This window comes from Vibrio splendidus (assembly GCF_001557875.1).
In the GTDB taxonomy this organism is placed as follows: Bacteria; Pseudomonadota; Gammaproteobacteria; order Enterobacterales; family Vibrionaceae; genus Vibrio; species Vibrio splendidus_F.
In genome coordinates, this window is sequence record NZ_LNRF01000004.1 from 80,682 (window position 1) to 105,473 (window position 24,792).

20 protein-coding genes and 1 pseudogene are annotated in these 24,792 nt (G+C 44.7%); 8 read left to right on the forward strand and 13 right to left on the reverse strand.

Annotated features, from left to right (window positions below):
- Positions 1–64 precede the first annotated feature (64 nt).
- The 4 genes from treB to gmhB all read right to left on the reverse strand — a co-directional run bounded on the left by treB (position 65) and on the right by gmhB (position 3,711).
- The gene (gene treB / locus ATB74_RS11755; RefSeq protein ID WP_061018645.1) at positions 65–1,489 is read right to left on the reverse strand and encodes a PTS trehalose transporter subunit IIBC; all 1,425 of its coding nucleotides are present in this window, start codon (positions 1,487–1,489) and stop codon (positions 65–67) included.
- 204 nt (positions 1,490–1,693) lie between these two features.
- Positions 1,694–2,638: a trehalose operon repressor TreR gene (gene treR, locus ATB74_RS11760; RefSeq protein ID WP_061018646.1), complete on the reverse strand. Its 945-nt coding sequence runs from the start codon at positions 2,636–2,638 to the stop codon at positions 1,694–1,696.
- Positions 2,639–2,727: 89 nt separating this feature from the next.
- Positions 2,728–3,063, reverse strand: coding sequence for an MliC family protein (locus ATB74_RS11765; protein ID WP_048664565.1), 336 nt, complete (start codon positions 3,061–3,063; stop codon positions 2,728–2,730).
- A 63-nt stretch (positions 3,064–3,126) separates the two neighbouring features.
- A complete protein-coding gene (gmhB, locus tag ATB74_RS11770; protein WP_060982549.1) occupies positions 3,127–3,711 on the reverse strand; it encodes a D-glycero-beta-D-manno-heptose 1,7-bisphosphate 7-phosphatase in 585 nt (194 codons plus the stop codon).
- 207 nt (positions 3,712–3,918) lie between these two features.
- Between gmhB and metN the strand changes: the two genes are divergently transcribed.
- From metN to ATB74_RS11785, 3 genes are all read left to right on the forward strand, one after another.
- Positions 3,919–4,953 carry a methionine ABC transporter ATP-binding protein MetN gene (gene metN, locus ATB74_RS11775; RefSeq protein ID WP_061018648.1) on the forward strand — a complete coding sequence of 345 codons (1,035 nt, stop codon included), beginning with the start codon at positions 3,919–3,921 and terminating at the stop codon, positions 4,951–4,953.
- Positions 4,943–5,626, forward strand: a complete 684-nt coding sequence (locus ATB74_RS11780; RefSeq protein ID WP_061018650.1) for a methionine ABC transporter permease — start codon at positions 4,943–4,945, stop codon at positions 5,624–5,626. The genes metN and ATB74_RS11780 overlap by 11 nt, the downstream gene beginning before the upstream one ends.
- Positions 5,627–5,692: 66 nt before the next feature.
- Entirely contained in the window at positions 5,693–6,502 is an 810-nt protein-coding gene (locus tag ATB74_RS11785) for a MetQ/NlpA family lipoprotein (protein ID WP_019824947.1), read from the forward strand.
- 92 nt (positions 6,503–6,594) lie between these two features.
- Here ATB74_RS11785 and ATB74_RS11790 read toward each other — a convergent pair.
- From ATB74_RS11790 to syd, 3 genes and pseudogenes are all read right to left on the reverse strand, one after another.
- Positions 6,595–7,789, reverse strand: a pseudogene (locus ATB74_RS11790) (carbohydrate porin).
- Between the two features lie 403 nt (positions 7,790–8,192).
- Positions 8,193–8,969, reverse strand: coding sequence for a Zn-ribbon-containing protein (locus tag ATB74_RS11795; RefSeq protein ID WP_061018651.1), 777 nt, complete (start codon positions 8,967–8,969; stop codon positions 8,193–8,195).
- Positions 8,970–8,973: 4 nt separating this feature from the next.
- On the reverse strand, positions 8,974–9,519 hold the full coding sequence (gene syd / locus ATB74_RS11800) for a SecY-interacting protein (RefSeq protein ID WP_017089736.1): 546 nt from the start codon (positions 9,517–9,519) through the stop codon (positions 8,974–8,976).
- 131 nt (positions 9,520–9,650) lie between these two features.
- Between syd and queF the strand changes: the two genes are divergently transcribed.
- The 5 genes from queF (at position 9,651) to xni (ending at position 16,972) form a co-directional block, all read left to right on the forward strand.
- Positions 9,651–10,496 (forward strand): NADPH-dependent 7-cyano-7-deazaguanine reductase QueF, encoded by an 846-nt coding sequence (queF, locus tag ATB74_RS11805; protein ID WP_048615530.1) that lies wholly within the window; start codon positions 9,651–9,653, stop codon positions 10,494–10,496.
- Between the two features lie 58 nt (positions 10,497–10,554).
- Entirely contained in the window at positions 10,555–12,813 is a 2,259-nt protein-coding gene (locus ATB74_RS11810; protein ID WP_060982552.1) for a tetratricopeptide repeat protein, read from the forward strand.
- Positions 12,814–12,931: 118 nt separating this feature from the next.
- Positions 12,932–14,497: a GGDEF domain-containing protein gene (locus ATB74_RS11815; protein ID WP_061018653.1), complete on the forward strand. Its 1,566-nt coding sequence runs from the start codon at positions 12,932–12,934 to the stop codon at positions 14,495–14,497.
- Positions 14,498–14,740: 243 nt separating this feature from the next.
- Complete coding sequence (gene ppnN, locus ATB74_RS11820; RefSeq protein WP_008222901.1) at positions 14,741–16,105, forward strand: nucleotide 5'-monophosphate nucleosidase PpnN; 1,365 nt, start codon at positions 14,741–14,743, stop codon at positions 16,103–16,105.
- A 93-nt stretch (positions 16,106–16,198) separates the two neighbouring features.
- On the forward strand, positions 16,199–16,972 hold the full coding sequence (gene xni / locus ATB74_RS11825) for a flap endonuclease Xni (RefSeq protein ID WP_061018657.1): 774 nt from the start codon (positions 16,199–16,201) through the stop codon (positions 16,970–16,972).
- A 110-nt stretch (positions 16,973–17,082) separates the two neighbouring features.
- Here xni and ATB74_RS11830 read toward each other — a convergent pair whose 3' ends face one another.
- From ATB74_RS11830 to thiI, 6 genes are all read right to left on the reverse strand, one after another.
- Positions 17,083–19,113: a TonB-dependent receptor plug domain-containing protein gene (locus ATB74_RS11830; protein ID WP_061018659.1), complete on the reverse strand. Its 2,031-nt coding sequence runs from the start codon at positions 19,111–19,113 to the stop codon at positions 17,083–17,085.
- Between the two features lie 380 nt (positions 19,114–19,493).
- Positions 19,494–20,585, reverse strand: a complete 1,092-nt coding sequence (gene rlmM / locus ATB74_RS11835) for a 23S rRNA (cytidine(2498)-2'-O)-methyltransferase RlmM (protein ID WP_004738523.1) — start codon at positions 20,583–20,585, stop codon at positions 19,494–19,496.
- The gene (locus ATB74_RS11840; protein ID WP_061018662.1) at positions 20,582–20,980 is read right to left on the reverse strand and encodes a DUF423 domain-containing protein; all 399 of its coding nucleotides are present in this window, start codon (positions 20,978–20,980) and stop codon (positions 20,582–20,584) included. The genes rlmM and ATB74_RS11840 overlap by 4 nt, the downstream gene beginning before the upstream one ends.
- The gene (locus tag ATB74_RS11845; protein WP_061018664.1) at positions 20,970–21,593 is read right to left on the reverse strand and encodes an alpha/beta fold hydrolase; all 624 of its coding nucleotides are present in this window, start codon (positions 21,591–21,593) and stop codon (positions 20,970–20,972) included. The genes ATB74_RS11840 and ATB74_RS11845 overlap by 11 nt, the downstream gene beginning before the upstream one ends.
- A complete protein-coding gene (locus tag ATB74_RS11850; protein WP_060982558.1) occupies positions 21,586–22,494 on the reverse strand; it encodes a transcriptional regulator GcvA in 909 nt (302 codons plus the stop codon). Before ATB74_RS11850 ends, ATB74_RS11845 begins: the two co-directional genes overlap by 8 nt.
- Positions 22,495–23,166: 672 nt before the next feature.
- Positions 23,167–24,615: a tRNA uracil 4-sulfurtransferase ThiI gene (gene thiI / locus ATB74_RS11855; protein ID WP_061018665.1), complete on the reverse strand. Its 1,449-nt coding sequence runs from the start codon at positions 24,613–24,615 to the stop codon at positions 23,167–23,169.
- Positions 24,616–24,792 lie beyond the last annotated feature (177 nt).

Consider the following 24,792-nt stretch of genomic DNA (forward strand, 5'->3'; position numbering starts at 1 on the left):
GAATAGAAGTCATTTCTAAGAGAAAAAGCGATGACTCAATTAAAGTCATCGCTTATAAAATGCATTACGCGTTAGCGGTTTCGAGCTCACCTTTTGATTGGGCGCGCTTGTAGAAGAACAACGTCAAGGTTACAGGCAATACAATCGCCACCAGCATCGCAACTAAGTAAATCGACCAATATTGAGGTTGAATCGATAAGATGCCCGGCAAGCCGCCGACACCGATACCATTCGCCATAACACCTGCGCTACCGCAGATTGCGGCTGCAACAGCACTACCAATCATCGCGCTCAGCATTGGGAATTTGTATTTAAGGTTGATGCCGTACATCGCAGGCTCTGTTACACCTAAGTAGGCTGAAATTGCTGCAGGAACCGAGATGTCTCGTTCACCTTCACGCTTGCTCAAGATAATGATGCCCACTACTGCCGATGCTTGTGCAATGTTTGATAGTGCAATCAAAGGCCAGATTGGTGTGCCACCTAAATCTTGCATCAATTGCAGATCCACCGCGTTGGTTGTGTGGTGAATGCCCGTGATAACCAAAGGTGCGTAAAGGAAGCCAAATACCACTGAACCAAGAATCGCAAAGTCACCTGTCATTGCCGCTTTAGCCGCGAATGCCACACCATCGCCTAACATACGACCAAATGGGCCAATGAAAGCGTGCGCTAGAATCACAGACAAAATAATCGATACAAATGGCACAACCACTAGGTACAAGTAAGCTGGGACGATGCGCTTAAGATTGGTTTCAATGAACGCCAAAGCTACACCCGCCAACATTGCAGGGATCACCTGAGCCTGATAACCGACTTTCTCAATCACAAACAGTCCAAAATCCCATACCTCAGGTACCGATTTACCTATCATGTATGCATTCATAAGTTGTGGGGAAACCAAGGTCACACCGAGCGTGATGCCCAAAATAGGGGTTCCACCGAGTTTCTTAACCGTTGCCCAACACACGCCAACCGGTAGGAAGAAGAAAATAGCTTCGCCGATCAACCATAAGAAAGAGTGAACCGTTGCCCAAAATTGACTGATTTCAACTAGAGTTTTGCCGTCGAACATGCGAATGTCGCCAATCACATTACGGAAACCAAGAATCAAACCACCAGTAATAATGGCAGGCAGCAGTGGTACGAAAATTTCGGCTAAATGGGAGATACCACGCTCAAGGAAGTTCATATTTTGACGAGCAGCCAACTTCGCCTCATCTTTTGATGATGCCTCTTTACCTGTCTGTTCAATCAGAAGTGCATACACTTCATCAACTTCAGTGCCAATCACAACTTGGAATTGACCTGCGTTAGTAAAGCAGCCTTTTACTAGCTTCAATTTTTCGAGTTCAGCTTTGTTTGCCTGCTCTGTATCGTTCAATACAAAACGCAGTCGAGTCAGACAGTGGCTGACACTTGCAATGTTTTCTTTACCACCGACTAACTCGATAAGACGCGCAACGTCTTGCTTCGCTATCTTACTCATACTACCCCACCCTGGTTTCATTCAATTACTCATCTAAACCATGCAGCTATAACCACTCAGATTTAGATTTATGGGAACATTCCCAATCACGGTTATTATAATGCCCGCATGAATGATAAATTAAAATGGGAACAGTCCCATTAATTGAAAGAGATCACACTCTAATTTTAATCTAAGCGGTTCAATTTCGCTTAATTGAGTGGATTATAGAATCGGAGATTGAGTGTGATGAGAGATATCTGAATTGCCTAATAGCTGAGAGATCAATAGATTAGCAGCCAACTTACCTGCAGATTGGTAACCAGGATCAATGCTAAATACTCGTGGGAATAAGAAAGAGAGAAGATCATTACCACCAACGCCGGTGACTACCACATCTTCACGTTGTCGCTCTTGCAGACGTTTGATAACACCAAGAGCAAGGGTATCACTGGCACAAACGATCGCTTGAGTCGCGGGAGTTAGAACCTCATCCACCAGCTGATAAGCACTTTCGTGATGAAGTTGGCCAGTGCGATAGTTCGCAATCACTCCGGTGCTTTCACACCAATCGAGATAAGCCTTAAGACGCAGCTCACCGGTTGATTTGTCGCTAGGATCAACACCAATAAAGCCGACATCTGAGATCCCTTGCTCCGATAGATGCGCTAACGCACTATTAATCACCTGTTGGTTATCGTAGTTAATCGACGTTACATTCTCGGTATCCAGAGCAATAACCACGGCTTTGTGCTCCCACGCTTCGATCGCAGGAATATCACAATCCGTAAAACCAAACACAATAATGCCATCAACGTTACGACGTTTAAGAACCTGAAGATGCTCGTTGGCTTTTTCTCTGTCGAGTTGGCTTTCCATGATCACGACATCGTAATCCGCTCGATACAACTCGGCCAGCATGGTGCTAACGGCTTTGTTTTCAGAAGGGGAATCCAAACGAGAGATAATCACGCCGATGACTTTTTGGCTGCCACCGCGCATCGATTGCGCTGACTTTGAAGGTGTATACCCAGATTCTTGAATTACTCTTTCCACCCTTTCACGGGTTTCAGGTTTCACTTTTGGATCGTTGGTCAGAACGCGTGATACGGTTGACTTACCAACACCGGACAGTTTTGCAATATCAAGAATAGTGAGTTTTTTGCTCATAAAAAGTCTAACGTTAAAGGGAAGAGAATAAAAAGTGAGGGTAGATTCCCTCACTTAACTGTTTGTAAATCTTAGAAGTTAACTATGACTTACTTTCGACAATTTTTATATACGACACGACCAAGTTCTAGACGTGCGTTGTCACCTTTAGTGCGTAAAGTGACGCTATTGATCAGTTCAGAGGTTCCATCATCTAAGATATACTTCGTTCCTGAACCTGCCGCTATTTGAGTGAGGCGATATTCATTCTCTGGCAAACGTAATACCGCTTTTTCATTACCAAGGTAAGCGACCTTAAATGAAGCGTCAGACTCACATTGATAAGTCACGAATTGATCGTCCGATACTGCACCATCAGGCGCTGCGGATTTAGAACACCCGAATAACGCTACCGTACATAGAGATGCTATCAACAATGCTTTCATACTGCGTTCCTCATCTTTATATAGTGAACAACACTTATATCTAAGTGAAAGAGACTTAGTGTCTTAACCTTTTAAGAATGCTGGTACATCTTTAATACTGTCAAGCACAACACTTGCAAGTGCTTCACCCTTTTCAGTGATTGGCTTACCGGTTCTTACCAGTACTTTTGTGCCAACACCTGCCGCTTCTGCAGCCATCATGTCTTCAGCTTTATCGCCGATCATGACCGAGTTAGCCATATCAATCTTCAGAAAGTCACGGGCAGAAATGAACATGCCTGGCTTTGGCTTACGACATTCACAATCTTGCTTGTAGTCACCAACACCGTGCTCAGCATGATGAGGACAGTAATAGATGCCATCAAGCTCAACGCCGTTATCAACAAAGTTCCAATCCATCCACTGCGTTAAAGAAAGAAAACGGTCTTCACTAAACATGCCGCGAGCAATGCCTGACTGATTAGTCACTAGCACCAATAAATAGCCCATATCTTTAAACGCTTTCGCCGCTTCAAACACACCGTCAATGTATTCAAAGTCATGCTCATCATGTACGTAGCCGTGGTCAACGTTAATCACACCATCACGATCTAAAAAAACAGCAGGTTTAGACAAAATTTTGTTCTCTATCAACTCTCTATTAATCATTAATTATTACACGCTTTATTTGCTTCATCACTATCTATTTAGTTTTGCGTTCGTTAACGATTTGTTTCTAGCTTAGCCATACAATCGACGTTTAGCCGTCTAGACGTAAAAATATCTATTGACTTAGATCATAGAACACCATAGCATCATCTGTAAATCGAGCGAGCTATCGACATATTATTCTGTTCTACCTGCACGGGTTTCTCTATGATTAAAGTGAATCAAGTCAACAAGGTTTTTTATCAAGGCACTAAAGAAATCAATGCCTTAATTGATATCAACCTCCACATTCCTCAAGGTCAAATCTTTGGAGTCATTGGCTCTTCAGGTGCAGGCAAAAGTACCCTAATCCGCTGTGTAAATATGTTGGAAGCTCCGACCTCTGGTGAAGTGATTGTTGATGGTATCGACCTAACAAAACTCTGCAAATCTGAACTTAGCGAAGCGCGCCGTAACATCGGCATGATATTCCAGCACTTCAACCTACTGTCTTCTCGTACTGTATTTAACAATGTAGCACTGCCTCTAGAACTTGCTGGTAAAGATAAAGCGATTATTGAAGCGAAAGTCAGCGAGTTACTTGAACTGGTTGGCCTTGCTGATAAGCGTGACACCTACCCGGCAAACCTTAGTGGTGGTCAAAAGCAGCGTGTGGCGATTGCTCGCGCACTGGCCTCTGACCCGAAAGTACTGCTATGTGATGAAGCCACCAGCGCATTGGACCCAGCAACAACTCAATCTATCCTTGAACTGCTGCGTGAAATCAACCGCAAGCTGAACATCACTATCCTGCTTATTACGCACGAGATGGATGTGGTGAAAAGCATTTGTCATGAAGTCGCGATCATTGGTGGCGGTGAGTTGGTAGAGAAAGGCACAGTCGGTGACATCTTTGCTCATCCGAAGACAGAGCTAGCACATCAGTTTATTCGCTCAACGTTGGATCTAACGATTCCTGAAGATTACCAAGCACGCTTGCAAGAGACTCGCGTAAACAGCAGCTACCCGCTTGTGCGTCTTGAGTTTACTGGTGCAACGGTTGATGCACCGCTGATGACGCAAATCGCACGTAAATTCAATATCGACGTCAGCATCTTAAGCTCTGACCTTGATTACGCCGGCGGCGTGAAGTTCGGCATGATGGTCGCTGAGCTGTTCGGTAATGAAGCAGATGATAATGCTGCTATCCAATTCCTACGCGACAACAATGTAAAAGTAGAGGTGCTTGGTTATGTCCTTTAGTTTCAACGAGATTGCTGACTGGATCAGCCTTAACGGTAACCTTCTATTAGGCGCAACAGGCGAAACGCTTTACATGGTTGCTGTCGCTGGCATCGTTGGCTTCGCGGTCGGTATTCCATTAGGCGTGATTCTACATACGACTAAAAAAGGTGGTCTGCTAGAGAACCCCAAAGTAAACAAGATTCTTGGTGCGGTTGTGAACGTGGGTCGTTCAGTACCTTTCTTGGTGTTGATGGTTGCGATTATCCCACTAACTAAGATGCTGATTGGTACCTTCATCGGTACGACAGCAGCGATTGTTCCACTGACGATTGGCGCTATCCCATTCGTAGCTCGACTCATCGAAAGTGCGCTGCTTGAAGTACCAACAGGTCTTGTGGAAGCCGCTCAATCAATGGGCGCGACACCAACACAAATCATCAATAAGGTTCTGCTTCCAGAAGCACTACCAACTATCATCAACTCAGTAACGATTACGCTAGTGACTCTAGTGAGCTACTCAGCAATGGCCGGTACTGTAGGCGGTGGTGGCCTAGGTGATGTCGCGATTCGTTACGGATTCCACCGTTACGATGTGACCATCATGGCTGTGACAGTAGTGATGTTGATTGTGCTGGTACAAATTATTCAATCAATCGGTGATTCATTAGTTCGCCGCGTTGACCACAGATAAAGACTCACGCATAAAGATTAGAGTCGTCGGAACCAAATTAAATAGATTTATTAAAAGGAGATTATTATGAAATTTAGCCTTAAAGGTTTACTAACTATCGCAGCAGCAGCTTCAGCGCTAGTTCTAGCAGGTTGTGGTGATAAAGAAGTCGACACTTCTAAAGTAAAAGTTGGCGTAATGGCAGGTGCAGAAGCTCAAGTTGCTGAAGTGGCAGCTAAAGTAGCGAAAGAAAAATACGGCCTAGATGTTGAGCTAGTGACTTTTACAGATTACGTAACACCAAACGCAGCTCTAGATGATGGTTCTATCGACATCAACGCATTCCAACATGCACCGTACCTAGATCAGCAAGTGGCTGACCGTGGCTACAAGCTAACTATCGCTGGTAACACATTTGTTTACCCAATTGCAGGTTACTCTAAAGAAGTGAAATCTGTAGACGAAATCCAAGACGGCGCGCGTATTGCCGTACCAAACGACCCAACAAACCTAGGTCGCTCTCTACTTCTTCTTGAGCAACAGGGTCTGCTTGAGCTTCGTGAAGGTGCTGGTCTTCTAGCTACCGTTCGTGACATTGTGGGTAACCCTAAGAACCTAACGATTGTTGAACTAGACGCAGCTCAACTGCCACGTTCTCTTGATGATGTTGCTCTATCTATCATCAACACAACTTACGCGAGCTCTATCAACCTGACTCCACAAAAAGATGGCGTATTCGTTGAAGACAAAGATTCTCCTTACGTAAACCTAATCGTTTCCCGTGAAGACAACCTAAACGCTGAAAACGTACAAAACTTCGTTAAAGCTTACCAAACTGAAGAAGTGTACAACGCAGCTTCTGACATCTTCCAAGGCGGCGTAGTTAAAGGTTGGTAATCAACTAAACTACAGCATTGTATAGATACCCGAAGGGGCTGACATAACGTCAGCCCCTTTTTATGGATTAGGATTTAGGAAGAAAGTTCGACTTACCACCAAGCTTCCACTTGCATGCCCACGCTCATTTCACTGTTTTTACCTTCACCGAAGGCATTGTCGTTTTCAGCATCATTGAGGTAAGTGGCAAAGATACGGAATTCAGGACGAGACCAGAAACCCACTTGTGGTACCCAAGCCTGAGCGATTGTGAATTTACCACCCGCACCATCTTTGTTATCGATAGTTTCAACAAAGCCACCAATTTCAAGAATGGTACGCATGCGCTTGTCCCACTTATAAAGCGGACGAATTACCGCACTGAAAGAGTCATCATCACTATTATTGGCGCCAACACCGGTTGAAGCAGCATAACGGACAGTGTGGCCAAACTCGATGTTCTCACCGATCGCAAGTACGCCCCAGTTAATCAATCGGAAGCCATCGGCGTCATTGTTGTTGGCATCACGAACGATGCCTTTACCTGTCCCAAAAGTCGTCATCTGCTCGGCATAACCAGAGTTAGCAACCTGTAGAATAGTTTTGTTGAAGCCACCTGAAAGGTTTTGATTTAAGCTCGCCGTTAGCATTACGCTGTCATCCGCATCGACTGTTTGGCCTTGCTTTTCATTGGCGAAGTTCATATCAATACCGACCTCAAGATCAGCATTGTTCCACAATGGAATGCCCGCATAACGTATATCAGCAATCATGGCTGTGGTTTCTTTACCATCGGCAATGTCACCCGCAACCGTGTCTTGAATCAAAGCCACCGATAATTTACCTGGTCCCATATTGATGTGTTCAACACCAGCACCAATACCACTTACATCCCAGTAATAGTTGTCAACGATGTGCACATCATGACGTTGGTAGTAGCGCTCACCCGCCCAAATCCCAATGTCCTTATCTTCCAGCCTGAACATTCAATTGCACCACATCCACGCTTTTATCCGCGGCGTTCTCATCTTGGCCTTGCCAATACGACAACATGGAATCAACTAAAAATGAAACGTCGTCCTCAGCATACACCTCTTTCTTAAAGCCAAACTCGCCATACAGGTCATTCTCGTTGCCGAGTCGCCCAACTTTACTCACCTCCCACTTGCTGTTTGAGCCGCCTTCATTGCTAAGGCCAACGCCGCCGCGCATGTAGCCATTGAACTCCAATGGCGTGGTTTCATCAGCGTATAAATTAGGAGCAAGTAAAGCAGTAGAGAGTGCAGCAGCAATAGGTAACAGTTTCATCGTCCATTCCTTTCAGATCTAGAATCAAGTTATTATTTACAAATGGGAACATTCCCATGGGATCGATCCCATTTATATTGAGAAGAATATAAATTGAAAGAGAACTGATTGATTATTGTGATCAGGCTAACTATTGAGGTAACTAAAAGTTGATGGACGTTGGATTATTTCAATGAATGCGTCGGAGCTACAGAAAGAGCTGAATATCACGTTCTGTGCGTATTAAAAGGAAAATGGGTAACGATAATAGAGTAAGAAAGATCGAGCTAAAATAAGTAACGAAATCACGGTATCGGGGATGATACAAGATGCTAAGTATTTAATATTAAAGGGGAGTTAATATCAGAGCACTAAGTTAGCGCTCCGATATCTAAAGCATGACGCTTAAATAACCACTAGAAGACTACTTCAGGTGATCCCAAGAGATGTTTGACACCAATCGGCAGTCATCACACTTGAAATAGAAAATATCGTGGATAGGCGCATCTAGCAGCCATTCACCACCACATTGCGGACATTTACGTTCTTTTTCATCTTTCAGGCTGATCCCACCGACACGATATAGGTAGTAGTAGGTTGGAACCTTAGTCAGATATTCAATGCGTCCTCTTAGGCCCCAACCGCGTTTAAACAGCACACTATTAGTATCACTGATCTCGGTTAGCGTTGCGTGTTCAGCGCGACAACCACCGCCCATTTGTACTTCATCACAGGCTTGCCATTCTGTCTGCCATTTCAATACAGCTTTATGGTCGCCATTGAAGGTTGGCGGGTTGCGGTACAGAGGGATCGGTAACAAGCTGTCGCCACTGCGCAGCGGTGAACAGGTATGCACGAATGTCGTGTATAACACCTGCCAGCTTGGCGTTTCATCTTCTGCTACTTCTTCTGAGTTCAGATCTCGCCCCAACAAACGCATTTTAGGCGCTAGTAGACTCGCGTTAGACAAGCGATCAAAACACACTTTCACAAAGTCTGAGTGATTACGCGGGTGCAAGCTATCTTGCTCCGGGCACACAACGCGAACGAAGAACTCTCCGTCTCCCATCACGATTGGAAACTCACGGCCTAACACTTGTCCGTTATAACGAAGTGCATCCATCAAGCCATTAACTGCCTTATCGACAGCGCTTACCGTTGTGTTATCAAAACACTCAAATTGAAGTTCTAGTACGTACATCTATTTATACCGCTGGTTGTAGCTTTTCTAAAAATTCTGCCAATGTCTCGGCTAGTACATCACGATTTTTGGTGCCTAAGCGCTCTAGAATCACGTTACCCGTCAGGTTACAGATAGAGATAACGTCTAGCTCTGCATCGGTCGCGGCAATGAAAACCGTTGGTTTTAGCTTCAAGCGACGCTGAGTCACTAGGTGACCCAAAATGTTTTCTTGTAGGCATTCGAAATCTTCATCACTCCAAATCTGTAACAGAGTCAGTTCGTTACCATCAAAAGTCGCGTTCATATCCGCACTGAACTGTGCGCCGTAGAAAGTCTTGATGTCTTCATGCAGAGTCAACTCAATACCGGTTTCAACGTTGGTGAAATCCGCGAATTGCTCACGTGGATAGTGCTTCCACAACACTGCGTCGCCGCTCTTTTCTTCTACGCATGGCGATACGATATCCACCAACTCCTCATTACGAGGTAAGCTTTGGTGTTGCTGCTGCCACGCGTCAACGTATCGCTGACTAAAAGAAAGTAGTGCGTCTTGAGCACGTTGAGTCATGAAAATCTCCTAAACACAAAATAATAAATAGAATCCGAGCCCTTTCCGCGCCGATTAAGCGATGACTTAATGACAGGGTAATGGGGATTCAGTAAAATCGACCCCATTCTAATCGAATTTGAAACGAAAGTATGAGCAAATATTCTGACGCAAAAGAGCTAGCGGGTTTAACCCTTGGCCAAAAAACTGAGTACTCTAACCAATACGATGCAAGTTTATTGCAGCCAGTACCTCGTAGCCTTAATCGCGATGATCTTGCGCTAAACGGCGAGCTGCCTTTTGTTGGTCATGATATTTGGACGATGTACGAGCTTTCGTGGCTAAACACAAACGGCCTACCACAAGTGGCTGTCGGTGAAGTTTTCATCCCGGCAACCAGCCCAAATTTAATTGAATCAAAATCTTTCAAGCTGTACTTGAACAGCTACAACCAGACTCAATTTGAAAACTGGGATCAAGTCACTGAGCGCCTGACCCAAGATTTGTCGGCATGTGCAGGCGAAACGGTGATTGTGAATGTAAACTCAGTAACCAACTACACCAACCAGCCTATCGTGACGATGGAAGGTGACTGTATCGACAACCAAGACATCCAAATCACTAGCTACGATTTTGAAGCATCATTGCTGGAAGGCGCTGCTGGCGAGCAAGACGTTGAAGAAACACTGCATAGCCACCTATTGAAGTCGAACTGTTTGATCACCAATCAACCGGATTGGGGCAGCGTTGAGATCGCATATTCTGGTAAGCAAATTGACCGTGAAGCTCTGCTACGCTATTTAGTTTCTTTCCGTGAGCACAATGAATTCCACGAACAATGTGTTGAGCGTATCTTCACTGACATCATGAAATACTGTGCGCCATCGAAGCTAACCGTGTTCGCACGTTACACACGCCGTGGTGGTCTGGACATCAACCCATACCGTTCAACAGAACAAGATAGACCAAGCCACAATAAGCGTATGGCTCGCCAATAATCAGGCGTGAACCACCCACACTTATTTGAACCTACCAAATCTTTAAAGGGACATTGAAATGCGTTGGTTATACGTTGTTAGTCTATTTATTTTAAGCTTAAGTACATCGGTTAATGCGTCAGTTTATTCGTCGGCGCTACTCAATGAAGCCAATAACTTGGTTGAGATTGAGCCGAGCCAAGCAAAACAAATGGCCAACAGCTACCTAACGCTACGTGTCCTTTCTGATCAACGCGAGAAAAGCCCTTCAGCTATTTCTCGCGAAGAGACAGACTCTTCGATTAGAACGCCAAACAGCAGTATCGATGCGTATAAGATCTTAGCCAAAGCTGAGTACAACCTTGGCAATATACGTATTGCGATTCAGCACATCGACAAAGCCTCAGATCTCGCCAAAACCTATAAGCTTGATTACCTAAAACTGGACCTTCAGATCCTAAAAGTTCGGTTAGTTTGGCTCAATGACAGAAAGTCAGCCAAAGCAAAAGCTACGCTAACGAGCATTGAAGCAAACCTAGAATCAGTGAATAAAACTTTACGTTTAACGGAAGGCATCACCTATCGATTGATCATGTTGAAAGCCGATATCGCCTCTTACGATAACAAGGTCGACGAAGCCGAGAAGCTTTATCAAGAAGCGAAAACCTACCTCGATCAGCGTTACTCAGAAAAAGTTACCATCGATTATCACATCGCAGTTGGTGAATTTTATCTAACCCATAAAGAATACAACCACGCACTATCTGAATTATTGTATGGCTACTGGAAATCTGTAGAAGGCAACCTGAGTTCACGCTTGGCCAAAGTAAACCGCCTACTTGCGCAGTTGTTCTTTGAGCGCCAAGTATTAGATAAAGCACTAGAACACCTTTCTCAAGCTGCTGATTTTTATGATAACTTTGAAAACTCTCCTGTCTTAGCGCAAGTACTCAAGAAAATGGGTGACGTGTATTTCTATCAAGGAAAATACAACCTTGCCCTTGTGCACTTCTTCAACGTTCTTGATCACGAGAGTACTGACCGAGATATCCACCAAGTCATCGATATTCGCCTAAGTCTATCTGCGACTTACCTACGCCTTTATAACTACCCTCTCGCAGAGCAGTACCTCACCCGTGCCCTCGAACTATTAGAGTACACTGACATTCCAAAACTGGAGGGGCGTGCTGCACTATTATCGGCAGGATTGGCTTACCATCTGCAAGAGAGTGAAGATGTGATAAAGCATGCGACACGTGCGCTTGAGATCTCACGTCAGATAGAGAACATGCGTCTTTCACAACGCTCGTACTACTTACTCTCTTTGGGTTATGAACAAGCCGGCCGTCCACAGCAAGCGTTGGCAAATCTAAAACAGTACAACAGTCTTGTCTCTTTGGAGCAGCAGAAACTCAACCGTGTTGGCGAAGACGCATTCCGTCAACAGAAAGAGTTTGCCGAACAAACCCTGCACTATGCAGGCCAAGCGCAAGAGCTAGAAAAGTACAAACTAGAACATCGCAAATTCCAAAAGATATCGTTCGCCCTATTCTTGTTCAGCATTGTCTTGTTCTTCTTCGTGCTACGCCGAGGTTACATCATTCAAACCTTAGTCAAAGAAGTGGATGCATTACGCACCGACCTCTTTACACACTCGCGTTCTAAGCTTCCTAACCTAAGAATGCTCAATGCGAAGCTCTCAAATTCATTGGAACAAACCAGTCAAACCTTTGAACAGTGGCAACTTGGTGAATTGATTCACGAGCCGCTCAACGACCGTTTACGCTTCGTGATGATTGATTTGCCCTTCCTACGTAACATGTACACGCAGAACGGTTACAAAGCAGGTTTAGAACTCGAAGATGCTTTTGGCGAGTTCCTCAAATCTAAGCTTGAAGGCCCAGCTCGTGTCTACCACTTCTCGGATGCGAACCTGCTTTATATCGAACCAAACGCTGATCGTGATTTATCGCCGGAGGCCATATTCAGGAAAATTCAATCTTGGGTGAATAACTTCGAACCAGAACGTAACATTAACCGAACGGTCCGTATTGGTATCGCTGACTACCCATTCTTGCCACGCGCTTACACCGCGATCAACGACCAAGAGCTGCTCGATGTGTTATTAATGTCGACTAACCTAGCCCGTGAGATCAGTCTCAAAGAACGCAGTAGCCAATGGGTATATTTAAAAGCTATCGATAATGCACCCGCAGCGAGCCTTGCAACGGGTAACATAAGAGAAGCCTGTAAACATGCGATTAATCAAGGGCTAATAAAAATACAATCATCGTACCAGAATGAGGACAACATCAAAAAAATGCTAAAAGATGACTGATTTGCGAGCGGTTAAGAGCGGCAAGTCGTGACCTTATTTTTAGTTTTGTTATTATTGATTTAACGGAATTTCATCAAAATGATCGAGATCGGTCTACGCGGCGCTAATTAATACATCTATGGGCATTCTTGAAAAAGACATTCAGGCGCAACTCCACCAGCTGAAATTTCAGTTGGAGCAAGTCCGTTTGGCGCAAAGAGACACCTCGTTCAAATTTCTTAGAGAACAAAAAGTTCTAAAGCGTATCGTCACATCTTTGAGTAATGCATGTGTTGGCAGTAACAGCCATTTAGATGAAAACCTCATTGCCCTTAGGGAAGAGCTAGAAAAGCAAAAAGACATTAGCTCGATGATCCCAAAGCTGGCAGTATTAGAAAGGATGCTTAAGCAGAAAACGTTGGCTATGGATAAACAGAACGGATATCTGGACGATAGCATTAAGCACAGTGGGGAAACGCTGCAACGCATAACTGGCCTTCCAGCACAGCTAAAACGCGACCTACGAAACTTACTTAGCTTCTCCGAATGCAATGGCAGTCAGAAAGTTGACCATGCCATGAAATTACTCGGTATTTATGAGCGTGCCATTAAGATTATGGCGAACAACTCACGCACTCATTTTGCCGATGCTACGCATTCTCCGGAGCAGGAACTTCTTTCCGACCTGTCAAACGAATTACAACACCTGATTACTGAACTCGATTTTGAGGGTGAATCGGGTGATTTGCTTACTGATATTAGAGCGAAGCTACTACTTGGTGTTTCCACACAAAACCTGCTAGATCTGACACTTCAGATCCTCAAACTGGTTATTGAAGGCACCAATCTAGAGCGCAAGAAGTCTGAACAGTTTATCGATCAGCTTAATTCCTCTCTAGCTTCCAGCATCAAAACGGCAGACCAAAATGCCGACCAGAGCCAAAGCTACTTTGAGCACCGCCAAGGGCTTAACTCTGAGTTAAATGAACTTGTCACTAAGAGCCAGAATTCAGTAGAGAAAGCCAAGGATATTGATAGTTTAAAACGGTCAATTAACCCGCTACTCAGTGAAATCGCATCTCTTTCGGAAAGACTGAACCACGCAGAGCAAAAAGAGCAAGCACTAATAGAGAGAATGAGTTACGGAAAAACTCAGCTCGATTCACTGTATGAAGTGACTCAAGATTACCGCAAGCGTTTAGAAGATCAGGCTCAGCGTATGCTACTTGACCCTCTAACGAAGGTTTACAACCGTACCGCTTTCACTGATCGCTTAGAGCTTGAGTATCGCCGCTGGATCCGCGCACAACACTCACTGCGCGTAGTACTTCTGGACATCGACAACTTCAAAGCCATTAACGATAGCTTTGGTTATACCGCTGGCGATAAAGCGCTTAAGATCATCGCAAGAACCATCACCAAAGAAGCAGGCACGACCGATACTGTGGCGCGTTTTTCTGGTGAAGAATTTGTCTTACTATTGCCAGAGCAAACCGATGAATATTGTCACCAAGTGATTCAAAATATTCAAACTCAAGTAAGCCGCTTACCCTTTAAGTTCCGTGACCAACAAATCACGATTACTTTATGCGCGGCAAGTACTCAGTTTAAAGAGTCAGATACACCTGAAGAAGTATTAGAGCGACTCAATACAACACTAAATAAAGCAAAACAACGCGGTAATAACCAACTTGTTTGGCACTAGGCCAGCCCTAGATTTAATTTATTTCATTTTTTCAAATACTTATCACATACCATTTCCCTCAATGTTTGCTAAGCTAATGATTAACATTCGCTTAACAAGCATTCTTGGCAAGCAACGCTGTCGTATCCGTTTCGTCTGGTTAACTCTCCCCCACCTTTAACCAAACACTTTCAACGTTTGCTTCTCACTCTCGAGCCAGAGGGTCACTTCAACGTCCTCTGCTCTTTTCAACAAGGAGGCACTATGATCACTCATATCAGCCCTGCCGGTAGCATGGATTTACTCTCTCAACTTGAGGTTGAGCGTCTTAAGAAAACCGCGTCTAGTGATCTGTACCAACTGTATCGTAACTGTACGTTAGCGGTACTCAACTCAGGTAGCCATACCGACAACTCCAAAGAGTTGCTCGACAAATATCTATCGTTCGATGTCGAAGTCGTTCGCCGTGAGCGTGGTATCAAGCTCGAACTGAGCAACCCACCAGAACATGCCTTTGTCGATGGTGAAATCATCAAGGGGATACAAGAGCACCTATTCTCAGTGCTACGTGACATTGTGTACGTCAACATGCACCTAGCCGACAACCAAAGGCTTAACCTGACCAACGCTACTCATATCACCAACCTAGTGTTTGGTATTTTAAGAAACGCTGGAGCACTGACTCCGGGCATCGAACCGAACCTTATCGTGTGTTGGGGTGGTCACTCAATCAATGCCAGCGAATACCAATACACTCGTGAAGTGGGTAATGAACTTGGCCTGCGCGAGCTGAACATCTGTACCGGTTGTGGACCGGGCGCGATGGAAGGCCCTATGAAAGGAGCGGCGATTGGTCACGCGAAACAACGCTACACCGATCACCGTTACCTAGGTCTTACTGAACCATCTATCATTGCGGCTGAGCCACCAAACCCTATCGTGAATGAGCTAGTGATTATGCCAGATATTGAGAAGCGTCTTGAGGCGTTTGTTCGTATGGCGCACGGCATCATCATCTTCCCTGGCGGCCCAGGTACTGCCGAAGAGCTGTTGTACATCTTAGGTATTATGATGCACCCGAACAATGCCGATCAGCCAATGCCGATTGTATTAACGGGCTCAAAGGAGAGTGAAGCCTACTTCCGCTCAATTGATAAATTCATTGGCGAGACATTAGGTCCAGAAGCACAAAAACATTATGAGATCGTGATTGATGACCCGGCTCGCGCCGCGAAAATCATGAAGCAAGCTATGCCGGATGTCCGTTCTCACCGTAAAGAGACCGGCGATGCCTACAGCTATAACTGGTCACTGCATATTGAACCTGAGTTCCAACTGCCGTTCGATCCGACTCACGAATCGATGGCGGCACTCGACCTACACATGGATCAGAAAACAGAGAGCCTTGCGGCGAATCTGCGCAAAGCGTTCTCGGGCATTGTTGCGGGTAATGTCAAAGCTGAAGGTATTCTAGAGATAGAAAAACATGGCCCATTCATTATCGATGGTGATAAAGAGCTAATGACCAAAATGGACCAACTGCTTAACGACTTTGTTGAGCAACATCGAATGAAGCTACCGGGCGGGACCGACTACGTGCCTTGCTATAAAATCGCCTCTCGTGATTAAGGCGTTTACGTTACCAACGTTTCAACTCACTAACTGATACGTTACTATAAGGGGCTAGCAGCCCCTTTTTTATTGCCTATTTAGTGGAAACTTATGTCTATCCATCTTGTTATTATCGATGCCTTGAATCTCATCCGACGCGTGCACTCGGCTCAGCCGGATCCAACCGATATAGCAAGAACCATCACCACGACAACTCGTACTCTAAATAAGATTACTTCAGAGTCTAAGCCGACTCATATCATCGCGGTGTTTGATCATCACCTGCAAGACCGAGGCTGGCGCGCGGAAGTACTGCCTGCTTACAAGCAGAACCGTAAACCCATGCCAGAGCCGCTCATGCAAGGCCTTGATGCGATCCAACAAGCTTGGTGGGAATTAGGAATAGACTCATTACTGTCCGATGGTGATGAAGCGGATGACTTGGTTGCAACACTGGCAAAGAAAGTTGCAGACCATGGCGAGACCGTAACCATCATCTCTACAGACAAAGGCTACTGCCAACTGTTGTCGCCTACCCTGCAGATCCGCGATTATTTCCAACATCGCTGGTTAGATAAGCCCTTTATCGAGGCGGAGTTCGGCGTAAAACCAGAGCAGCTTGCAGATTACTGGGGGTTAACCGGTGTAAGCTCTAGCCAAGTGCCAGGCATCCCTGGCGTGGGGCCAAAAGCAGCAAAAGAGATATTAACTTCGTACCCCGATATTGAAACTGCATACCAAGCGGAAGACTTACCGAAGAAATATCGTAAGAAGTTTGATGAACACATTGAGTCCGCTCGAGTGTGTAAGCAAGTCTCTGCTCTCAAAACAGACATAGATTTAGGCTTTAACCTACAAGATATTCGTTACGAAGCGAGCGCTTAACTCTACATAGAAACCCTTTGTTATACGAAGTTCCAGATACAGAAAAGCCTTAGTCGATACTAAGGCTTTTTGTTATTTTGGCTGCCGCCTAACTGAACTTAATCGGATGATTAGAAGTTATAAGCGATAGAAGCTTTGAAGTTACGACCGGCTTCGTAGCTGGTGTACTTGTCTGAGCCCCAAGAGATACCAAAGCCAGTATGCTCCGCGTATTTCTTATCAAGAATGTTATCGATACCGATGTTCATCTCTAGGTCTTTCGCAAACGTAGGTGTGTAAGCGGCCCAGATATTATGCGTAGCAAAACCTGCGCGCTTCACTTGCTCACCATCTTCATCCGTGTAGTCATTACCCGGAACGAAGCGAGAGTCCCAACCAAACACAAACTCACTGTTTAGGCTGTAATTAAAGCCCGCTTTGAAGTTGTGAATGCCTGTTTTGCTCATGTGGCTTGTTTTGCCATTATCTAGATCTTTCTGGTCACCATCCGAGTAAGAGTGGTTAGCGTATACGCTTAGAGAGTCTAGTGCGTAGCTCAGTACCGTTTCTACACCCCACACTTCAACATCGTACTGGTTAGCCAGTGTTGTGTTGTTCTTAGTTGGGTGCATTTGATTATCTAGGTTGTAGGTGTAAGCCGTGAAACCTAGGATAGCGTAGTCCGCTGCCAGTAGACGTGTCAGCTCGTAATCAAAACCAGCCTCATAGTTATTACCCGTCATCGCCTTAGTATCAGACTGCTTAACATCTGCAGCTGCTTTCATTGTCAGAGTCTCTGGCAATGACGCGCCTTTAAATAGACGACCGTAACCTACACGAAGTTTTAGATTATCCGTGGTTTGGTATTCACCTTTAAATTTAGGAGACAACTGGTCGAAGTCGCCATCATAAACACCACCAAGTTTATGAACGTCGTAACGCAAACCTGTTGTTAAACGGAAGTCGCTAAACTCGTACATGTCTTGCAGGTAAAGACCGTAAGCTGTCACGGTACCGCCATCCATGCCGTACTTCTTAGTCTCACCTTGCTTAGAACCGCTTTGGTAAACACCGTCACCCGCATCAATCCACTGCTCTGCTTTATAGCCATCAAGACCGTAAGTTAGTTCATGCTCACCAACCCAAGAGATATTGCGAATGTCACCACCAATGGTTGTCACGTTGTATTCACGATCAGGGATAGCAATTGTGCCATCTTTAATCCATTTTCCGTTCGCGTCTTTATCCCAAGCCGTATCCACAAGCGCATCGCGCTCCATGTACTGACGGTTGTAGTAAATGTTGGTTTTCAGGTGTACTAAGTCACTACCTGCATCGTATTCATGTTGCAGAGTCACAGTATCACGGTTAAGCGAGTGGTAGTTGTGTTCATCATCCGCATACAGAGCACCGGCCTTCTCACCAGAAAGCTGACGTTTACCACCATCGTTGTATCGGTTGAAAGTCAGTTTAAACTCGTTAGCGTCATTCGGGATGAATACCACTTTCGCGATGCCAGACTTCAGTTCGCCTTGCTTAGACGTCACTGCTTCCTGATCAGGTATATGTAGGTCACCATCTTCAGAGTAATTTGCAATCCCCATGAATTGCAGCTTATCGTTTACTTTTGCATACACAGCAACGTTGGTTGCGAAACGCTCGTAAGCCGTTTGGTAGCTAGTTTTAACTCGAGCACCAATGCTTTCGCCTGGCTTAAGAAGGTCGCTTGGATCTTTTGTCTCGTAGCTAAATGAGCCGTTAATCGCACCAGAGCCAGACAGTGCAGAGTTACCGCCTAATTCAATTTCAGCACGCTTAAGCATCGCTGGGTCAATGGCCTGATCACCAGAGTGGTGGAACAGCTGACCTTCTTGACGTGCACCATCGATAGTTACCACGGCAAACTTGTCTTCCATACCACGTACATACACTTTGCGAGAGTAACGTGCGTTTCCATCTACCGTTACGCTTGGCATAGTATTCAGTACATCTTTAATGTCTGATGCTTGTTTCTTTTCAAGTGTGTCAGAGTTGATTTCAGTCTGAACAAGTTGATCAAGAGCTGAGCCAATTACCACTACCGTTTCTTGTTCGTCGGCAGCAAGGGCTGTAAATGAAGTTAAGGCAACCGTAACGGCTACTGAAAGTGCTTTAAGTTTCATACTGTGTTTTTATATTTTATAGATTTAAGTCAGGGGACGTGAATATTACACAAATTGAATGATAATTCTTATCATTTACATTCTTTACTTACGTTCACTTACTTTTCATAAAATAAATTTTGTTAAGATGCCCTCGCTGTAAAACTTACTTCGTTTTGCTGCTGAATCTTTGAATAAATCCCGCTTCGTATCACCCCTGAAGATAGGTAGCCGTAAGTCTCGATCACTTACGGCTTTTTTAACATCTGAATACTGAAATGGCCGACATTTCGACGATGTTGACTTCATTAACGCGCCTAAACCCGAACATTTAACGAATTTCAGATACAAAAAATGCCCCTTAAAGGAGCATTTTTATCACTGATATATCAACGCTAATATTAGTGCGGTGAGATGTTTGAAAGCGACTGAATATGAACGGTAATCTCTTCACGGTCATGATATAAGTGCTTCGCCTGCATCTTGAACTTCACTTTGTTCTCAATCAGGAACAGTTTTAGGTTCTCAATATCTTGCAAAACTTCATCGTAACGGCCCTTCATTGGCAGTTTAAGGTTGAATAGTGCTTCTTTCGCCCAACCTTTGATGATCCACTCACCCATAAGGTGTGCAACGCGCGCTGGTTTTTCAACCATGTCACAGATGATCCAAGTGACGTTCTTACGGTCTGGTTCGAACTTAAAGCCATCCACCATGTGGTGTTTGATTTGGCCAGTTTCCATCAGGCTGTCTGCCATCATGCCATTATCAACACAGTGAACGAACATAGAACGTTTCACTAGTTGGTAAGTCCAACCGCCTGGACAAGCACCTAAATCTACACCCCACATACCCGGAGCAAGACGCTCATCCCATTCATCACGAGGGATAAATACGTGGAACGCTTCTTCTAGCTTCAATGTAGAACGGCTTGGCGCGTCTGAAGGGAACTTCAAACGAGGGATGCCCATGAAGAACTGTGAGTTGTTGGTTGGATAAGAATAACCAACAAAACAGTGACCCGGCGCGATGAAGCATAAATGAAGCACAGGCTTCTTAGCGTTATCCTTAGCTGTCATCAAACCTTTGCCACGCATTGCTTGGCGCATTGGAACAGTAAACTTACGACAGAACTTCAGTAGCTCTTTTGCTTCGTTAGTATCTGGCGTTTCAATACGGATATCACCACAGCGAGGGAAACCTTCTTTCTCAGAAAGCGCCTCAAGAATTGGAGAGATACGGTCATCAGTTGGCAGGTCTTTGATTTCAACCGCTACAGCTAGCATTTGACGAGCAAAGATCAATGATTGGAAATCGATCTCTTTGATCAACTTGTCCGCTTCACCAGCTTGGTAACATTCAAACAATACGAAACCGGTATTGTTTTTTAAGCGAGGAAAACCAAACACTTCCAGTTGTGTTGCCTTGTCTTGAATTTCGCCAGCACATTCTTTTTCAAAACCAGAGCGACAATAAAGTAGTACGTGTTTCACTGAGTTACCTCTTTTATATTCAAAACAGCGAAGGAGAAGACTCCCCAACCAATGATAAATAGTAGACCACCAAACGGAGTTATTGGGCCAAACCATTTTATTCCTGTCAGTGCCAACACATACAGGCTGCCACTAAAACAAAGGATGCCGATGATAAAGCAAATTGCCGCAATGAAAAAATATTTTTGTGATTTAGCGCCAAGTTTCATCTGTAGCAGAGCACCACACGCTAATATCGCTAACGTATGAATAAACTGATACTGAACACCCGTTTCGAATACACCTAACAGGTACTCAGGCAAAATAGCTTTTAAACCGTGTGCAGCAAACGCGCCAAGCATCACCGCAATAGCGCCAGATAGACCAGCGAAGGTAAGTAGGTACTTACTTTTCATTAAGCACCTCTTTAATGAATGCTGAGAGCTTTTCAACCGTTAATGCGATGTTCTGCTGCTCTGTGTGACCAGAACTCTTGCGTGGTTTGAAGCTGTGATCACCATCAGGAATAAACTCAACTCGAATGGAATCCGATAGGTCGAAATCAGCAAACTCTTCACGCTTACCAAAGGTATCGCGTTCCCCTTGAAGAATCAGACATGGCTTTTGCAAAGAAGCGAGGTGTTCACCTTTATAATTCTCTGGCTTACCCGGAGGATGAAAAGGGAAACCTAAACAAGCCATCGCTGCCACTTTATCCAACTGAGATAAATGACTCGCCATGCGGCCTCCCATCGACTTACCACCAATCACAAGCTTGTCAGCATCAGTTTGCTCAATGATCTCTTGATAAGCTTCAAGCAGCTTAGGCGCTCTGTCAGGTGGACGACGCTTACCATCTTCGGCACGCTTGATCATATAAGGGAAATTGAAGCGAACCACTCGTATCCCTTTAAAGGCTAATCCTTTGGCTACCGACTGCATAAATTCATGATCCATGCCTGCGCCAGCACCATGGGCAAAGATAAAGGTGATGGGATTGTCTTCACCATCAATGATGAGGTTATTCATCGAGTAAGTCCTCTTGTTCGCTTTGCGCTTTCGCCAGCATCCAATCACGGAAAGTAGCGATACGGCCCATATCGGCTTGCTTCTCATGACAAACCACATAGAAGGCGTTCTTACTCACCAACACTTCGTCGAAAGGCGCAATCAAACGACCCGCTTCGATTTCAGGTTGCGCCAACACGTTATTACCCAGTGCAATACCCTGGCCGTGAGCTGCTGCCTGCAACACCATGGTTGAGTGACTGAAGATAGGACCGTGATTAACGTTAACCCCGTCGATGCCATTTTGCTTAGCAAACTGTTTCCAATCCTTTCGAGAGGTATCATGTAATAGCGTATGGCATGCTAGATCACTGAGAGATTCTAATGGTTTAGCTCCTAGCAGCACGGAAGGTGAACAAAGAGGGATCAAGTATTCTTGGTAAAGCTTATCGGCTCTAAGCCCCGGCCAGTTACCTCGACCATAGTAAATAGCCACGTCTACATCATCGGTCAGCGAGCCTTCATCCATATCAACGGCTTTGATTCTTACATCAATATCAGGTTCTTGCTGATTAAAGTCAGCGAGCCTTGGCACCAACCATTGAATAGCAAAACTAGGCGGTAAACTGATGGTCAATGCGCCCTTCTCACTTCGCTCCAGCACTTTGTCTGTCGCTTCTGCCAGTGATGTGAAAATATCTTTGATATCCAAGAAGTAGCTTTGGCCTTCTTCAGTCAGCAGCAAAGAGCGGTTTCTTCGGCGAAACAGCTTCAAAGATAAGAACTCTTCAAGCGCTTTGATCTGATGGCTGACCGCCGCTTGAGTAACAAACAACTCTTCTGCGGCACGCGTAAAACTCAAGTGTCGAGCAGCTGCTTCAAACACTCTTAGCGAGTTTAATGGGGGTAATCGACGAGACATAGTTACTCTCTAAATAAGCATTAGTTTTTTTTATCTGAAACATTATAATTTGTCCATTGCCTAGCGGCCAGAGAAATTCTATATTTCATCCCGCAGCAGCTAGCCTGAACGGCTTGATTCTCTCTAGAATCAATTGGCTTAGCTCCTGCGATGTTGTGTTTGCAAACTCGTTCTTTTCGAGTTGGGTAGAGTTCTACCAAATGTTTTGTTGCAGTTCTATACTGAAACGAGGCATGTACTTCCTGTATTTATTTTGACCTGTCTGTCAAATTTGTTTACACCGCCTTATGGGCGGTGTTTTTTTATGTGCAAAGAAATGTAACAACAAGTTTATCAATAGCTGTGCTAATTAATCTTTATTATTTTTCATCGCTAATCACAGAATCAGACACCCACTCAAATAATCAACTGAACACATACAAATAGCACCATTGAGTTGCACTAAAAAGTAACAGAATACTTCAAGATACTCACACTTCTTCGGTACTTATAAACCCGTTTAGAGCTTACTCTTTCTATCAATCAAAAATTTTAAAGCTGAGCATGACGATAGCACGCCCAAACTCACGCCTCTGTCTGACTACTGTAAATCATTCACAATAGAAAATAAAAAAGCCGCTTACTTTTCAGTAAGCGGCTTGGCAAAATGATTAACGGTTGATCAATACACCACTATGGGCGGTAAACCTTAACGTTATGGAAGCCTTGCTCTTGTAGGTAAAGCGCCTGTAGACGGCTCATTACACCACGGTCACAGTACAGCAAGTACTCTTTCGCTTGGTCTAGGTCGCCAAACTGAGTCGAAAGCTTGAAGAATGGGATGTGTTTAATTTCAACACCCTCGATCTCTAGTGGGCTTTCGTCTTCTTCTTCTGGGCTACGGATATCAAGAACGATAGCGTGCTCAGCAACAGCTTGAACTTGTTCAACTTCAGGCGCTTGCTCTTGGCTCTCTTTCTCGATGTCACGGATATCCATAACACGAGCGTTCTCGATCACTTGATCCAGCACTTCAAAGTTAAACTTAGCTTCTTCTGCTTCCAGTTTGCCTTTCTTCGCTTTCACTGTTGGCTTCTTAGAGATAACACCACAGTACTCAGGCATTACTTTAGCGAAGTCTTCAGTACCGATGATACGAGAAAGGTCAATGATGTCTTCTTTGTCCCAGTTGATAAGCGGACGAAGAATCAAAGTATCTGTCACGTTATCAATGTGGCGAAGGTTAGTCAGCGTTTGGCTAGAAACCTGACCAAGTGCTTCACCCGTCACTAGAGCTTCAATACCGAAGCGCTCTGCAACCATACCACCAGCACGCATGAACATACGCTTAAGAACAACGCCCATTTGGCCGTCTTCTACGTTCTCAAGAATTTCAGCAACCACGGGTTCAAAGTCTACAGAAATGAACTTCACCTTTGCAGATGAGCCGTATTTATTCCATAGGTAGTGAGCCACTTGCTTAACGCCAATCTCGTGCGCTGGGCCACCAAGGTTGAAGAAACAGTAGTGAACCTTAGAGCCACGTTTGATGTGCAGGTAGCTTGAAACACCAGAATCAAAGCCGCCAGAGATCAAGCTTAGTAGATCTTCTTGAGTACCAAGAGGGAAGCCACCGAGGCCTTTGTGACGAGCTAGAACTTGGTTCAGTTTGTCGTTCGCAACTTCAACTTTAACCGTTACTTCTGGATCTTTCAGCTTAACGCGAGCCGACTCAACTGCTTGGTTTAGGCCGCCGCCTACGTAGCGTTCAAGTTCAATAGACGTAAAGTCATGCTTACCACGACGTTTAGCACGAACAGAGAAAGTCTTGCCTTCAATGTCTGCACGGCTGCGTTCTAGTACTTGCTCGTAAATATCGTGCAAGTCTTTAAACTCAGACTGTTGTACTTCAAGAGAGTGGTGAATACCTGGAGTGTGAGTCAGAGCCTCTAACACTTCTGCGTAGTACTGGTCACTCTCAGACGTCACTTCGATATGATCGCGACGGTTGAATACCGCAACACTTTCACAGCGACGTTGAATAACGTTACGAATGTTGCACTCTAGAATCCTTGTGAAGCGCTTACGCACCGATTCACTTTTTACAAAAATTTCCGGATGGGGCTTAACAATAAATTTCATAGTACTTTCACAACATTAATGTTCAAAATTTTGAAAACGCTCATCGCCAAGTAAATTAGAGAATTTACGCAGCACTTGAAGCAAGAATAGATCATATCTAAATCTAAGGGCGCGAATTATACATGAGAAAGTGAAGCAAGGAAAAGAGTGCTTGCTGTAACACCATCATTAAACCGC

Bases quoted from the DNA above. Each gene is read 5' to 3' on its own strand.
- ATB74_RS11830 (WP_061018659.1), bottom strand. From the start codon at position 19,113: ATGAAACTTAAAGCACTTTCAGTAGCCGTTACGGTTGCCTTAACTTCA.
- ATB74_RS11815 (WP_061018653.1), top strand. From the start codon at position 12,932: ATGGGCATTCTTGAAAAAGACATTCAGGCGCAACTCCACCAGCTGAAA.
- ATB74_RS11795 (WP_061018651.1), bottom strand. From the start codon at position 8,969: ATGTACGTACTAGAACTTCAATTTGAGTGTTTTGATAACACAACGGTA.
- gmhB (WP_060982549.1), bottom strand. From the start codon at position 3,711: ATGATTAATAGAGAGTTGATAGAGAACAAAATTTTGTCTAAACCTGCT.
- ATB74_RS11780 (WP_061018650.1), top strand. From the start codon at position 4,943: ATGTCCTTTAGTTTCAACGAGATTGCTGACTGGATCAGCCTTAACGGT.
- ATB74_RS11810 (WP_060982552.1), top strand. From the start codon at position 10,555: ATGCGTTGGTTATACGTTGTTAGTCTATTTATTTTAAGCTTAAGTACA.
- ATB74_RS11785 (WP_019824947.1), top strand. From the start codon at position 5,693: ATGAAATTTAGCCTTAAAGGTTTACTAACTATCGCAGCAGCAGCTTCA.
- treR (WP_061018646.1), bottom strand. From the start codon at position 2,638: ATGAGCAAAAAACTCACTATTCTTGATATTGCAAAACTGTCCGGTGTT.
- ATB74_RS11840 (WP_061018662.1), bottom strand. From the start codon at position 20,980: ATGAAAAGTAAGTACCTACTTACCTTCGCTGGTCTATCTGGCGCTATT.
- ATB74_RS11765 (WP_048664565.1), bottom strand. From the start codon at position 3,063: ATGAAAGCATTGTTGATAGCATCTCTATGTACGGTAGCGTTATTCGGG.
- ppnN (WP_008222901.1), top strand. From the start codon at position 14,741: ATGATCACTCATATCAGCCCTGCCGGTAGCATGGATTTACTCTCTCAA.
- thiI (WP_061018665.1), bottom strand. From the start codon at position 24,615: ATGAAATTTATTGTTAAGCCCCATCCGGAAATTTTTGTAAAAAGTGAA.
- queF (WP_048615530.1), top strand. From the start codon at position 9,651: ATGAGCAAATATTCTGACGCAAAAGAGCTAGCGGGTTTAACCCTTGGC.
- xni (WP_061018657.1), top strand. From the start codon at position 16,199: ATGTCTATCCATCTTGTTATTATCGATGCCTTGAATCTCATCCGACGC.
- ATB74_RS11845 (WP_061018664.1), bottom strand. From the start codon at position 21,593: ATGAATAACCTCATCATTGATGGTGAAGACAATCCCATCACCTTTATC.
- ATB74_RS11850 (WP_060982558.1), bottom strand. From the start codon at position 22,494: ATGTCTCGTCGATTACCCCCATTAAACTCGCTAAGAGTGTTTGAAGCA.
- metN (WP_061018648.1), top strand. From the start codon at position 3,919: ATGATTAAAGTGAATCAAGTCAACAAGGTTTTTTATCAAGGCACTAAA.
- syd (WP_017089736.1), bottom strand. From the start codon at position 9,519: ATGACTCAACGTGCTCAAGACGCACTACTTTCTTTTAGTCAGCGATAC.
- treB (WP_061018645.1), bottom strand. From the start codon at position 1,489: ATGAGTAAGATAGCGAAGCAAGACGTTGCGCGTCTTATCGAGTTAGTC.